Annotated in this window: 16 protein-coding genes and 1 pseudogene; 6 read left to right on the forward strand and 11 right to left on the reverse strand. The window is 64.0% G+C overall.

The features are described from left to right. Window positions 1-15: 15 nt before the first annotated feature. From GNX96_RS17255 to GNX96_RS17275, 6 genes and pseudogenes are all read left to right on the forward strand, one after another. Complete coding sequence (locus tag GNX96_RS17255; protein WP_163568895.1) at window positions 16-840, forward strand: creatininase family protein; 825 nt, start codon at window positions 16-18, stop codon at window positions 838-840. Then, the gene (locus GNX96_RS17260) at window positions 837-1682 is read left to right on the forward strand and encodes an ABC transporter substrate-binding protein (RefSeq protein ID WP_163568896.1); all 846 of its coding nucleotides are present in this window, start codon (window positions 837-839) and stop codon (window positions 1680-1682) included. The genes GNX96_RS17255 and GNX96_RS17260 overlap by 4 nt, the downstream gene beginning before the upstream one ends. Before the next feature lie 13 nt (window positions 1683-1695). Continuing rightward, entirely contained in the window at window positions 1696-1857 is a 162-nt protein-coding gene (locus tag GNX96_RS52540; protein WP_279580609.1) for a hypothetical protein, read from the forward strand. Continuing rightward, on the forward strand, window positions 1842-2447 hold the full coding sequence (locus GNX96_RS17265) for an amino acid ABC transporter permease (protein ID WP_279580610.1): 606 nt from the start codon (window positions 1842-1844) through the stop codon (window positions 2445-2447). Before GNX96_RS52540 ends, GNX96_RS17265 begins: the two co-directional genes overlap by 16 nt. Continuing rightward, window positions 2444-3213 (forward strand): annotated as a pseudogene (locus GNX96_RS17270) (amino acid ABC transporter ATP-binding protein). Before GNX96_RS17265 ends, GNX96_RS17270 begins: the two are co-directional and overlap by 4 nt. Then, entirely contained in the window at window positions 3213-4145 is a 933-nt protein-coding gene (locus GNX96_RS17275) for an alpha/beta hydrolase family esterase (protein WP_163568897.1), read from the forward strand. The pseudogene GNX96_RS17270 and the gene GNX96_RS17275 overlap by 1 nt, the downstream one beginning before the upstream one ends. 95 nt (window positions 4146-4240) lie before the next feature. Here the strand turns inward: GNX96_RS17275 and GNX96_RS17280 are convergent, their stop codons facing one another. The 11 genes from GNX96_RS17280 to GNX96_RS17315 form a co-directional block, all read right to left on the reverse strand. Next, the gene (locus GNX96_RS17280) at window positions 4241-5218 is read right to left on the reverse strand and encodes a PQQ-dependent sugar dehydrogenase (protein ID WP_279580611.1); all 978 of its coding nucleotides are present in this window, start codon (window positions 5216-5218) and stop codon (window positions 4241-4243) included. Window positions 5219-5332: 114 nt separating this feature from the next. Beyond that, window positions 5333-5911 carry a fibronectin type III domain-containing protein gene (locus tag GNX96_RS17285; RefSeq protein ID WP_163568898.1) on the reverse strand — a complete coding sequence of 193 codons (579 nt, stop codon included), beginning with the start codon at window positions 5909-5911 and terminating at the stop codon, window positions 5333-5335. Between the two features lie 38 nt (window positions 5912-5949). Beyond that, on the reverse strand, window positions 5950-6204 hold the full coding sequence (locus tag GNX96_RS17290; protein ID WP_163568899.1) for a carbohydrate-binding protein: 255 nt from the start codon (window positions 6202-6204) through the stop codon (window positions 5950-5952). Further along, entirely contained in the window at window positions 6201-6749 is a 549-nt protein-coding gene (locus GNX96_RS52545) for an alpha-galactosidase (RefSeq protein ID WP_279580612.1), read from the reverse strand. Before GNX96_RS52545 ends, GNX96_RS17290 begins: the two co-directional genes overlap by 4 nt. Further along, window positions 6685-7068: an alpha-amylase family protein gene (locus GNX96_RS52550; protein ID WP_279580613.1), complete on the reverse strand. Its 384-nt coding sequence runs from the start codon at window positions 7066-7068 to the stop codon at window positions 6685-6687. Before GNX96_RS52550 ends, GNX96_RS52545 begins: the two co-directional genes overlap by 65 nt. Beyond that, window positions 7056-7433, reverse strand: a complete 378-nt coding sequence (locus GNX96_RS52555; protein WP_279580614.1) for an alpha-galactosidase — start codon at window positions 7431-7433, stop codon at window positions 7056-7058. The genes GNX96_RS52550 and GNX96_RS52555 overlap by 13 nt, the downstream gene beginning before the upstream one ends. A 118-nt stretch (window positions 7434-7551) precedes the next feature. Beyond that, window positions 7552-9294, reverse strand: a complete 1743-nt coding sequence (locus tag GNX96_RS17300) for a discoidin domain-containing protein (RefSeq protein ID WP_279580615.1) — start codon at window positions 9292-9294, stop codon at window positions 7552-7554. 20 nt (window positions 9295-9314) lie between these two features. Continuing rightward, on the reverse strand, window positions 9315-9938 hold the full coding sequence (locus GNX96_RS52560; protein ID WP_279580616.1) for a glycosyl hydrolase family 28 protein: 624 nt from the start codon (window positions 9936-9938) through the stop codon (window positions 9315-9317). Next, a complete protein-coding gene (locus GNX96_RS52565) occupies window positions 9892-10782 on the reverse strand; it encodes a glycoside hydrolase family 28 protein (RefSeq protein ID WP_279580617.1) in 891 nt (296 codons plus the stop codon). The genes GNX96_RS52560 and GNX96_RS52565 overlap by 47 nt, the downstream gene beginning before the upstream one ends. Window positions 10783-10823: 41 nt before the next feature. Then, window positions 10824-11597, reverse strand: a complete 774-nt coding sequence (locus GNX96_RS17310) for a hypothetical protein (protein WP_279580618.1) — start codon at window positions 11595-11597, stop codon at window positions 10824-10826. Window positions 11598-11635: 38 nt separating this feature from the next. Further along, complete coding sequence (locus GNX96_RS17315) at window positions 11636-12802, reverse strand: glycoside hydrolase family 88/105 protein (protein ID WP_279580619.1); 1167 nt, start codon at window positions 12800-12802, stop codon at window positions 11636-11638. Window positions 12803-13136: the final 334 nt, after the last annotated feature.

The following is a 13136-nucleotide window of genomic DNA, read 5'->3' on the forward strand; positions in this document are numbered from 1 at the left end:
AGAACTGGGTGATTTATGCACACCGACCGTACCCACCGGCTGGCCGACCTGACCTGGCCAGAAATAGCCGCGCTGGCCGACCGTGCGCCGATCGCGATCGTGCCGCTGGGCGCCTGCGAACAGCACGGGCCTGGCATGGCGATGCGGACCGACACCACTCGCGCGGAGGTGGTGGCCGATGTGGTGGCCCAGCGACTAAGCCCGCAGGTGGTGGTCACACCGGTCATTCCGGTCGGGGTTTCCGAGCATCACATGGCATTTCCGGGCACCCTGACGCTGTCGGCCGTGACGCTGCAACAAGTGGTGCACGAGCTGGTCGACAGCCTTTATCGGCACGGCTGGCGGAAAGTGTTCGTGCTGACCGGCCATGGCGGCAACAATGCGGCCGTGGAAGTCGCCGTTTCGCGATTGCGCGCGGACTTTCCCGACTTACATATCGCCTGGAGTGGCATCACCGCAGTCGTTTCCGACGTGGTGGCCGACCTCGCCACCAGCCAGGTTCGCGGCCACAGCTGTGAAATCGAGACGTCCCAGGCCATGTTCGTGGATCCGAGCCTGGTCTTCCCGGAGCGTCTTGAGCGCGGCAGCGCCGACCTGGCGGATCTCGATCCCGCCGGACAGCTGAGCCGCGCACATCCCGGCATCCATTTCCCGCAGGCGTACGACGTCCTGTCGCGTACCGGAAATCTCGGCGACGCACGGCAGGCGTCCCTCGAGGCGGGCGAGCGGATCATTCAGACCGCTGTCGAGCGGATCGCCACATTCCTCGGAGAACTAGCCAATCTGCCGGCTCGCCTGCCCAGCCCGTACCCGCCGAGCATTCACGTGGAGGCATCATGAATGCGGCACTGCCCCGACGACGTTTCATCCTCGCGACCGTAGCGACCTTTGCCGCGCTTTCGACGGCTGCCTGCGGCGGCGCTAGCGGCGCCGGCCGGAACGAGCTTGGCACCATCACGGCCGGCCAGCTGAAACTGGCCTTCCGCTCGGACGACAAGCCTACCTCCTTCGTCCAGGACGGCAAACCCGCCGGGTTCATGATCGAGCTGACCCAGGCGATGGCGAAGAAGATGGGTGTCACCGTCTCGTACGTGTCCACCGACTTCGCCAGCATGCTACCCAATGTCCGCAACCACACGTACGACTCGGCAGCCTTCGGCACCCTGGTCACTCCCCCGCGCCAGCAGGTCACCGACTTCACCAGCGCGGTGTCTTTTGGTCAGGCGCAACTGATCTCGCGCAAATCCGCTCAGCTGCCCACTATCCAGTCCGCTAACGGCAAGACGGTGGCGATCACCCGAGGCAGTGAGTTGATTCCGTTGCTGCAGAAGCAAATGCCGGGGATCACCGTCAAGGAGTTCCCGAACATCGCGGCCAGCGCCAACGCGCTGACGGCCCACCAGGTGGACGGCCTGTTCACCGGCACCACGACCACCGCGCAACTGCTCACCCAGCACCCCGACTTCAGCGCCAGCCCGGCGATCACCACCGCGCAAACCTCCTTCCCGGTCGCGAAAGACCGACCGGCGCTGAAAAAGGCACTCAACTCCGCGCTGACCGCGATCATCGCTGATGGCACGTACACGAAACTCTTCGCCAAATGGAATCCGCCGGGCGTCTTGATCCCGGCCTCCATGCTGGCCGCCTACCCCGGCATGCACCAGCGTCCAGCCGGCTCGTGAGGTAGGAACTGCCATGGACGGCCTGAAACGCTTCCTGGACACCTTCTTCGACCTGCCGCTGATCGGCAGCACTTTGGCCCAGTTGTTGACGGAAGGGCTGCTCAACACCCTGCTGCTGGCAGTGCTCGCGAGCCTCATCGGCCTGGTCGTGGGAATTGGGTGGCCGCCGGACTGATGTCCAGGCTTCGGGTCGTACGGCTGCCCTGCCGAGTTTATGTGGACATCTTGCGCGGCCTGCCGCACATCCTGACGGTTTATCTGATCGGCCAGGGTCTTCCGCTGGCCGGCCTGACCATCTTCGGCACCTGGACGTACGGCTACGCCGGGCTGGCGATCGGGCTGATGGAAGGCGCGTACATGGCCGAGATCTTCCGGTCCGGCTTCCAGAGCGTGGACTCCGGCATCGTGGAAGCCGCCCGCAGCCTCGGCCTGTCGCACCTGAGAACGCTGCGGCTGATCGTGGTCCCGATCGGTGTCCGGCGGATCCTGCCGGCGCTGACCGGGCAGTTCATCCTGGTCGTCAAGAGCACCGCGTTGGTGTACTTGCTCGGACTTGCCGCCGGGCAGCGGGAAATGTTCGCGCTCGCCCAGGACAGCGCGGTCAACAACGCCTCGCTCGCCCCGCTGGTCGCGGCCGGGCTGCTCTACCTCGCCATCACTGTCCCGCTCACCTACGTCGTCAACGCCTGGGACCGGCGCATGCGCGAACCCCAGTCTCCGCGGCGAAAAATCCGGCCCGTACGGACCGCGGAGGCGCTGGCATGAAGACCTCCACCACCCAGGGTGCGGTGTCTTCCCGTACCGCGGTGAAATATCAGCGGATCAGCAAATCATTCGGCCACACTCCAGTGTTGCGGGACATCGTGCTGGACATTCCCGGCGGCTCCACGACGTGTGTGATCGGGCCATCGGGATCGGGCAAGTCGACATTACTGCGGTGTACGAACCTGTTGGAGCGCCCCGATTCCGGCCGCATCCTGATCGGTACGGACGCGATCACCGACCCGGGCGCTGACGTGGACCGGATTCGTACGCGCGTTGGCATGGTCTTCCAGAAATTCCATCTTTTCCCGTACCACAGCGTGCTGGACAACGTCACCCTCGCTCTTCGTCAGGTGCTCGGAAAGTCTCGCGATGAGGCAGTGGAAGTCGCTCGTACGTAGCGCAGCTGGCAACGGTCGGGCTCGCCGACCTCCAGGACCGCCGGCCGGCGCAGCTTTCCGGCGGTCAGCAACAAAGAGTGGCGATCGCCAGATCTCTTGCCATGAAACCCGAAGTCATGCTTTTCGACGAGGCCACCTCCGCGCTGGACCCGGAACTCGTCAAGGGAGTGCTCGCGGTGATGCGTGACCTCGCCGCGCAGGGCATGACGATGATCGTCGTCACCCACGAGATGCGGTTCGCCCGCGAAGTCGCCCAGCAGGTGGTTTTCCTCGACCAGGGCCACCTGATCGAGGCCGCGCCACCGGATCAGTTCTTCGATGCGCCGAGCAGCCCACGGCTGCGCGCCTTTCTGAACGAGGTGCCGTGATGCTTACTCGCATTGTCATGGCGATCGCGCTCGCCACCGCAATGGCCAGCTGCCCACCTGTCGGCGTGGTCGATTTCCCCGTACCCACAACGGGATGCCTGCACGCCCCGGACGCGTCCAAAGGCGAGACAGTGGTGCGTACGCTCGTATCGGGCGGATACCAGCGCTCCTACCTGCTGCACCTTCCGGCCACTTACCGCCCCACCCAACCGCTACCGGTCATCCTCGCATTCCACGGCCGCAAGGGAAACGGCACCGACGTCGAGGCCTTCTCCGGCCTCGACGCGCTGGACGCGATCGTCGTGTATCCGGTCGGCCTTCCGGGCGAGAGCAACGAAACAGCGTGGCAGGGCGCGCCGTACCAGCCGCCGTCGGACGACGTGCTTTTCGCCAGCGACCTGCTGAATCACCTGCAGGCCACGCTCTGTGTGAATCCAGCCCGGATCTATGCCACCGGCAAGTCCAACGGCGCCGGTTTCACCGCTCTGCTTGGCTGCCGGCTGTCCCATCGCATCGCCGCTTTCGGCACAGTAGCCGGCGCTTTCTATCCGGAAACCCGCGAAGGCTGCGAACCTGGCACTCCGGTGTCCCTGGTGGACTTCCACGGCACCGCCGACCCCACCGTCAACTACAACGGTGAGGCCAGCAGCCACGGCGAACCGCTCCCGGCCATGATGGACTGGATTCAGGGCTGGGCGAACCATGACCATTGCGGCTCCCCGACAAGCACCGCCATTGGCAGCGATGTCACCAAAATCGCGTTCCAGGGATGCGCTGGACACGCCGCCGTCGTGCACTACCGGATCGCCGGCGCCGGCCACACCTGGCCTGGTGAACTCGTCGACAGCGGTCCCGGATCGGCTACCCACACCATTTCCGCCACCGAGATCCTCTGGCAGTTCTTCCTGTCTCACCCCCTCGGCGGCCGCTGAAGCGCAGCTACGTGATCGAGATCCGGAAGATCACGTCCGAACCGTCCGGCTGGTTGCCGTTGTTGTCGCAGTTGGTGGTGGACAGCCACAGCTGGTCAGCGCCGGGCACCTTGGTGACCGTACGCAGGCGTCCGTACGTGCCGACGTAGTACGCCGACGGGGTGCCGACGTTCTCGCTGTCGCCGTTGATCGGGATCCCGCCAGAGCCGCTCGCCCTTCAACGCGGCCATATAGACAACGTTGCGTACGATCGCGATGCCGCTCGGCGACGCCTGACCGGTGGGCCAGGTGGCCTTCGGGTTGGTCATTCCGGAAACGCTGCAGGTGCCTTCACAAGTCGGCCAACCATAGTTGCCACCCGGCTTGATCAGGTTCAGCTCGTCGAACTTGGAGTTGCCGAACTCGGCCTCCCACAATCGGCCGCTGCGGTCGAAAGCGAGGCCCTGCGGGTTGCGGTGGCCGTAGCTGTAGACGTAGTTGCCGAACGGGTTGCCCGGCGCGGGCTGGCCCGCGGTGGTGAGCCGCAGGATCTTGCCGTTGAGGGAGTTCTTGTCCTGGGCCAAATCAGGTGTCTCGGCCTCGCCGGTGCTCGCGTACAGGTAACCATCCGGCCCGAACACCAGCCGGCCGCCGTTGTGATACTGGTTCTTTTTGATGCCCTGCAGCAAAATCGTGTAGCCAGTGAGCGAGGTGCCGTTGTACGTCATGCGGACGATCCGGTTGCCTTCGGACGCCGTGTGCATGAGGTAGATGTAGTGGTTGGTGGCCCAGTTCGGGTCGATCGCGACGCCGAGCAGGCCGCCCTCGCCGTTCGTGGTGACCGCGTTCGGGACCGTGCCGACCTGCGTCTTAGCTCCGCTCGGGGTCACCTTGAACACCTTGAAACTGTCACGTTCGGTGACCAGCGCGGTCTGTCCGTCCGGCATCCAGTACGTGCCCCACGGGATCGCCCAGCCGGTGGAAATGGTGGTGATCGAGGACGGTACGCCGCCGTCACTGCTACATGCATTCGTCGTGAAAGACACCGTGTTGCTCTGCGCCGACGTGTTTCCGGCCGCGTCGTGCGCGACCACATTCAGCGTGTACGGGCTGTTGCAGGCGAGCCCGGTGACTGTCGTCGAGGTGTGGCGGCGGCGTACCAGTCACGCTCTTATAGACGGTCGTGCCGCTGCGTACGTCGTACGAGGTCACCGCCCGTTGTCCGTCGAGCCGGTCCAGCTCAGGTTGACGCTGGTGGCGGTCACCGCGGACTGCCCGAGGCCGCTCGGCGCGGTCGGCGGAGTGCTGTCACTGCTGGGCAAGGTGGTGCAGGTCAGCGGTGAGGTGGCCGGTGAGGCGTTCCCAGCGGCGTCACGCGCTGTGACGGCCAGCGTGTACGTGGTGTTCGGGGCGAGCCCGGTGAGGACCTTGGACGTGACGGTCCCGGCGGCCTCGTCCAACTTGTTGCCGTGGTCGTAAATGTCGTACGCGGCGACCCCGATGTTGTCGGTCGACGCGCCCCAGTGCAGCGTGAGCTGGTTCTCGCCGAGATCGGAGCAGGACGTGGTGCCAGGCGTGGTGGGCGGCGGCTGGCTGTCGGTCGCACCGCTGACGGTCAGGTCGTCGAGGTTGGGCCCGCCGTTCGCCGTCGTCGCGGTGGCCCGGATCGTGTTGGACCCCGCGGTGAGCTGCGCGTTCACCGCCTTGGTGGCCCAGGTGTCCCAGTTGGTGGTGGCCGGGAAGGCGGTTCCGGCGGCCACCACCGTGCCGTTGACCGCGATGTCCATCGGCCGGTTGACGGTGGTGCCGTTGGCATACCGGAAGGTCAGCGCGAGCTGCTGCCGGCCGCGGCCACGCTGACGTGGAACTCCACGTACGAGCCGGTGACGTTGGTGTAGTCGACGAAACCGGTCCCAGTGAAGCCGGTGTGGTTATTCGCCACTGTGCCCTGCACGATCGTGGCGTTCTCAGCCTCGTACGCCGTAGTCGCCGCGGCCGCCGCAGTGGCCTGTTGCAGTCCGCTGGCGGCCAGCAGGGCCACCAAAAGGACCCCGACCTGACGGATTCTCCTGTGTTTCATCTGCCCTGCCTTCCGACACTGGACTGGGAACTCAAAACCCTGGCCCGGATCAGCCGCGTCTCACCTGGCCGGAGGGTCACGGCGTACGAGCCGGCGACCGTACCGACGTGTCCGCCGGACCACAGGTCGGTGACATCGGCGCTGCCGCTGAAGCCGACCTGGGACCACTTGACGCTGACGGTCGCGTTGCCGGACGTGCCGGTGTTGAACAACGCCACCACGTAGTCGCCGTTCGCCTCGCGCTTGCGCCACACCTGCTGGACGCCGCTGGTGACGATCCGGCCGGCCGCTGCCCCATCCTGATCGACACCGATCAGGCGGTCATTGGTCAGCATCGCCATGTCCGTGCTGTTCGGCGCGGTCAGGTCGGTGCCGAGCAACAGCGGCGAGGCGGCCATCGCCCACAGCGTGAAATACGAGCGGCGCTGGTCCGCGGTCAGCCCGACCTGGTCGCCGTTGCCCAGTTCCAGCGAATCCAGGTCATTCCAGCCGCCCGGACCGGCCCACTGCTGCCAGCTGGCGGCGGAGGCGAACCGACCGGTCACCCGGGACCAGGTCGTCAGCGGATAACCGCTGCCGTTTGGGCCGGGTCCGCAATAGCACTCCACATCGCCCTGTGTCCGCCAACTGTTGGCGAGCTGCTTCCCACGTAGCCGCGTTGGCGATCGGCAAGTTGTTGGACAACGCGAAAGTGATCGGCCGACCGGTCTTGCGCAAGGCGCTGGCCCACGCTTGTATGTCATCGATTGTGGTCGCGTCGACACCGTCGATCTTGAGGTAGTCAACGCCCCAGGAGGCGTACTGCGCGGCCCATGAGTCAACGAACGCCTGCGCTCCCGGGCTGCTGTAATTCAGCCGGTACATATGCTTGCAGTTGTAGTTCTTCTCGGTTTTTTCGAGGTGTCCGCGATGTCTTTCGCGTGGTACGAAGTCCCAGCGACTGGAGTATTGGCGGTGACTGCGTTCTGCGCGATGCCGGGCGTCACGTAGAAGCCGAATTTTAGCCCCAAACCGTGGACGTAGTCGGCGAGCGCCTTGATGCCGTTGGGAAACTTGGCCGGATCCACCAGCCAGCGGCCGTTGCCATCCACCTGGAAGCCATTCGCGTCGCATTTCTGGTAGAAATCGTCGAGGTTGATGGAGACAAGCCGTGCGCGGAAAGACCACTGCTCTTCATCGCGGCCGCCTGCGCCTTGATCTTGGCCTCGGTGGGTGTCCGACGCACCCAACTCCAGCTACTCCAGCCCATCGCGGGCCGGATCGACAGCCCATTATCGGAAGCGACCGCTGGTACGGGCGACAGACTCAGCACGCAGGCCAGGCCGAGAGTTGCCGCAAACAGGCGTCTCATGCTCCGCTCCCAGTGACGTACGACGAGCCGATCCACGCCTCGTCGACCCGGAGTTGCTGGTAATGCGCCGAATCACTGGACGCTGCGTACGTGTTGAGAACCTCCAGCCGCACATACCGCGCGGTTGTCCCAGCGAAATCGATGAACTGCACCCCCCGGCGGCTCGGCAGGGTGGCGGACTTGACCGGACTCCCCCAGTTCTTACCGTCGGAGCTGAAATAGACGTTGTAGTTCTTGATCCGGGCCGACTGTTCGGTCGCGGATCTGGCGTAGCTCACCGAATCCTCACGCTGGTTGATCCCCAGATACTGGATCTTCCTGCCCGAGCCGAGGTCGAAGCGCAGTGACACCGGCAGAGTTTTGTTGCTGTCCCAGTACGTGAGGTAGTCACCGTCCCCAGCCGCCGACGCGGGGTGCCCGCTCGCCGAAGCGGTCGCGCTCATCGACGCCGAGTCGATTCCCTCCCGGCCGGCGGTGGTGACCTGGAAAACGGTGTCGTACGGATCCCAGCCGCTGAGCCCGGTCAGCGTCAGAGAACCGCCGCCCTGGCTGAAGGAAATCGCTGCCCCGGTCCGCAGGTTCCGTACACTGGTCACCCGAGTGCCGTTGTCGCGGATCTTCAGAGTGCTGGTCGACGGCTTGGTGACGACGTGAATGTACTGCGTATCCGGATCCGTTTTGGAGACCGTGGTGACGCCGTACGCGCCGTCGTTCCAGGCGCCGGGCTGCATCCCGCCGTACAGGTAGCCGCCACCTTCGGTGCCGGACAGGGACTCCCAGATCGGGTTCAGCCAGCTGTTGGCGAAGGTGTTGAAAGACTCCTGGTTGCTCGGGAACTTTCCGTTGACCTGGGCGGTTTCGGCCATCAACGCTTTGACGGAAGAGCCAGCGTTGGTAATCAATCGGCCCAGCGTGAGCGTACGGTCCACTGTCGGGTTGGAGCCGTCGTACCACCAGGCGCCGGTCGACGGCAGTTTGAAGTCGGCCTCGGTCAGCCGCGGCGCGGCGGTGTAAACAGCCTGCGGATAGTCGTACGACGGCGTCATGCCGGTTTTCTGCTCGTTGCTGATCATGTCCATGATCGGGGTGTCTTCGTTGTTGTTGCTGATCGTGTAGTTCGGACGCTTCTGATAGATCTGGGCGTAGAGGTTGTGGCTCAACCAGTAGTCGTTGTCGTTGTCGATCCAGAAGCCGCCGAGGTCCGGATACCGGTTCATGACCTCGAAGAAGTTGTCGTACGAGAACTGCCCGAAACCGTCCCGGGTGGTGAGATCGACGGTCTTACCTTTGTAGGTCGAATAGGCCTTGGAATCGAGCCACTCGTGGCCACCGTCCGCGTGCCACTGCGGGTCGTCGGTCATGTAAAGGATGACTCGCAGGCCGTTGGCCTTGGCGGCCGCGATCAGCTCCCCCAGGAAGTCGCGTTTGGTGCTGCAACTGCCCGGAATCGCCGACGGCCAGGGCCTCGCATAGCCAAGGCGACTGTGGAACGTCGCCAGCACCAGATATTGGGCATGCAGTTTCTGCGCTTCGGACACCCAGTAGTTCGGTGTCCAGCCACCGTTGGTGACATCGGACTCCCAGCCACTGCAGCTGGTATGCGCCGGTGCCGTGCGTTCGCCCCAGTGCAGGAAAAGGCCAGCGACGGCACCTCGCAGAAATGCCTGTCGCGGATTCTGCAGGTCGGCTTGGGCCGGGCCTGGAACCAGGCCGACGGCCAGAACCAGGGCAGCGAGCACCCCTAGCATTTTCCGTCCCATTACGGCCTCCGCTCTGGACAGGACATGGTCGAACCGGTGGCATTGGTACGCAGCGCGCCACCGCTGGTGGTGGCACTGTTGCTGACGCAATAGCCCGCCACGGTCTGGAAGCCGAAGTCGTACGGGCTGCTGGAACCGCGTTGGGCGGTGAAATGGTCGAAAGTGATCCCGCTGGCGTTGTTGACGATGACCGCGGGCCGGCCATCGTTGGCCGCGAACCGTACCGAACTGTTGACGAACTTGATGTTGTTCGCGTTGTGCACGTACCAGCCAAAAGCCGGCCGGGCGCCGATGCTGTTCGGGTTGTAGTCAGTGGCGTCGTTGCTCGGCACTCCCGTGCTCATCGTGCCGTTTCCACCTGGCACGGTGATGTTCACGTTGGTGAAGGTGACGCCGTCGATCCGGTTCGCGCCGGACTCACCCCACAGCGTCGGGCTGAAGGACGGACTGGCGCCAGTCGCGGTGATGTCGTCGTACGTGATGTTGCTGATGTGACCAACACCCGGACTGTTTCCACATCGTTTTCGGGTGCCGATCTTCTGCATGATCGGCGACCGCACTCCAGTCATGGTGATATCACGGTAATGCACGTCGGAGATGGTCGAGCCATCCATCGACACCATGCCCAGCCCCGATTTCTGCGCGCCGGTGATGGTGATGTGCTGGAAGGTGTAGCCGGTGAAGTCGCCGCATGTCTCGGAACCGAACATCAGCGCGTTTGCAACACCGCGCCGACAGCTGCGAGTCCGTCACGCTGACGCTGACGCTGCCGTTGGGCAGCTTGGCACCCAACGCGTAGTCGCTTTTGAAAACGAGCGCATCGTCATTGGCCGCGATGGTGGCGTTGGTGATCGTGACTTTGGTCGTACTGATGACGTTCCAGCCGTCGCGGTCAGCGGCGGTGTCAATCGTCAGATGGTCGGACGTGACGTTGGTGCAGCCGTTAATCAACATGCCAAAGTGCCCGCCTCGGCGCAGCGTGATGCCACTGACGGTCAGGTTGTCGCAGCGCGTCAGCGAGATGATCTTGTCGGCCTGACCAGCGCCCGGATTGCCGGTGATGAGGTTGCCGCCGCCATCGATCGTGCCGGCCCCGACGAAACCGATATTGGTGAGGCCGCTGCCCCAGATCATCGCGTCGTGGAAGTGGCTGTGCCCATAGTCCTGGTATTTGTCGTACGCGTTGGACTCGGCCGCGTCGTAACCTTTCGCATTCGATCCCTTGATCGTGGATCCACTATCCAGCTGAAGCGTCACATTGCTCTTCATATGCAGGGAGTTGCTGGATTTGTACGTGCCGGCCGGCACTCGTACGACGCCGCCCGCCCCGGCCGCGTTCGCAGCGGTGATCGCCTTGTTGATCGCCGTACTGTCGTTGGTCGACCCGTTCCCGGTGGCGCCGTAGTCACGTACGTTGAAAACCGTCGCCGCCCCAGCCGCGAAGCCAGTCGGCTCAACGAGCCCCACCACCAGCACTAACGCGAGAATCACTAATAGCCAGGGTCTTTTCACGAAGACGCTCCGGTGAGTTGGTAGCAGCGCAGGTTGGAGAGCAGCAGATAGCAGTTCTGCAGCGACCCCGAGGTGTCGCCAAGTGAGCGGTAGATGCCCCATTTCGGGCGTACCCGATCGGCCAGGAACGTGTCCACACTCGTCTTGTTGGCGTCGATCACCGTCGTGCCGCCGGAGCGTACGATCCACCGCACCGTGCCGGCGTTGCCGTTGCCAATCTTGAGCTGGAAGTCGATGTCGATCCATTTGTCCTGCAACGGGGCGAGGTTCGTCCGCCCGACCAGCGTGTCAGAACCGACGACCTTCAGCTCGATCGTCGGCGTGCTGCCGTTGCGGCGCAGTGATTGGACGATAATCGGCGAAGTTCCGTCGCCGGGCTGCTTCATCTGCATGATGTGGGTGAAAGTGGTGGTCGCCTTCAGGGAACTCGGGATAAACAACGAATAGGTCAGCCGCCAGGTCTCGCCCAATTTCCACTGCAAGTACGAGTTGGTGCCGGTGCCGGTGCGGTTGCCGGTGACTTCCTGCCGCTTCCGGTCGGTGCTGGTGTCCCGGTCGACTGTGTGCATGGTGAAGCGAAAGTTGTTGCCTTCGGGGAAAATATGCGGATGGCCGGCCGGATGGGAGTGGGCCCGGTCGTCCTCGACGGTTTCGAAGGCCGCCAGGCCGCCCTTGGCCGCGTCCGGTGACCAACGCAGTGTCCAGGTCCCGGCGGCCTGCGCAGCACCAGGCAGCGCGACCGCCGCTGCGCCGCCCACGGCCGCGCTCAACACCGTCCGCCGGGAGAATGTGCGAGATTCGTTGGTCATCATCGTCCTCTGAACTGTTCAGACATGATCAGGAAGGCGCCCAGTCCATGGAAATCGTTGGTCGCCTTGGTGCGCGCGATGTAGTAGGCGTAGTCGCCGACATTCGTACCGATGGAGATGTCCGTCAGGTTGGTTCGGCCGTCCGAGCCGAGCGAGATTTTGCCGAGCACGCCCTGATATCCACGCTGCGCCACCGCCGTGTAATGCGGGTCGATGTAGCCCTGCTGGGCCGCCCGCGACAGCGTGTACGAGAACATGCTGGAGCACGAAGTCTCGGTCCAGTTGCCCGCGCGGGTGCCCTTGTTCACCACCTGGAACCACCGGCCGGTGGCCGGATCCTGGTAGCGTTCCATTCCAGCGGCGAGATTTCCCAGGATGGTCAGCAACTGCGCTCGGCGCGGCTGGGTGGCGGGGACGATGTCGAGAATGTTCACCGTGGCCATCGCGTACCAGCCGATCGCCCGGCACCACTGTTCCGGCGCCAGCCCGGTCCGCGGATCGGCCCAACTCTGGGTCTTCGACTCGTCGTACGCATGCTGCAGGAGGCCGTTCGCCACCTGCAGATGGGTGCCATAGACAAGCAGTTGTTTCGTGGTTTCGTCGTTGGTGTAGGCCGAATCGCCGAACTCCCGGCCGTATTCGGCGAGGAACGGGTTCAGCATGAAAGCCCCGTCGGCCCACAGCTGGTGCGCCCGACTGCTCGCGGTGGCATGCCAGAAGCCACCATCTGAGGTGCGTGGGTACGTGGTGAGTCTCTTACGGATTTTGGCGGCAGCCGTACGATAACGGGCCTGCCCGGTCTCCTCGTACATGATCACCAACAGCCGCCCGGCCATCATGCTGTCCAGGCTGTCGAAGCTCTGGTTGATGTTTCCGGACGCGTCGACGAATCGGTCCACCCAACTCTTGATATAGCTCAGATAGCGGGCGTTGTGCGTACGCTGGTAGACCAGGTACTGGCCGTACAGATAAAGCCCGACCGGGTAGGACCAGCCGCCGATCGTGCTCGGTGTGTAGCGCGCCATGGTCGACTCCACCACCGCGACCGACCAGTCGGTGCTGGGGGTGTTTTCGGCTGACGAGCGCGCGGGTGACACGCCAGCCACTATCGCGAGGGCCGTAGTGGCAGCCAAGATCGTGGCCATCCACCGGGAAATCCGGTTCATGATCCTCCTCATCCAGCGGTCGCAAGCGGGGGGTTGCGAAACGGAAAAAGATGGGATATCGGATATCTGCCGGGAATGTAACAGCGACCGGTCCACTGTCAACGCGTCCGATGGAATTTGACGGAGGGCTTCAAATAGCCGGATCCCGACCAGCCAAGATCGCGAATGGCCGCTGAGCAGCGAAGAGTCTCTCCAACCGGAAATCGGATATATGATCTAGGAATGTCCTCATGTGGCCACGATGGACACTCTCCGTGCGATTCGACGGACCCGTCCAAATTCTCGTAACGCGCCATTACAGAGCCTCGTTCAGTTAGTTGCCGAAAGAAAAGTA

The sequence above is a fragment of the Fodinicola feengrottensis genome (assembly GCF_010993775.1).
Classification (GTDB): Bacteria; Actinomycetota; Actinomycetes; order Mycobacteriales; family HKI-0501; genus Fodinicola; species Fodinicola feengrottensis.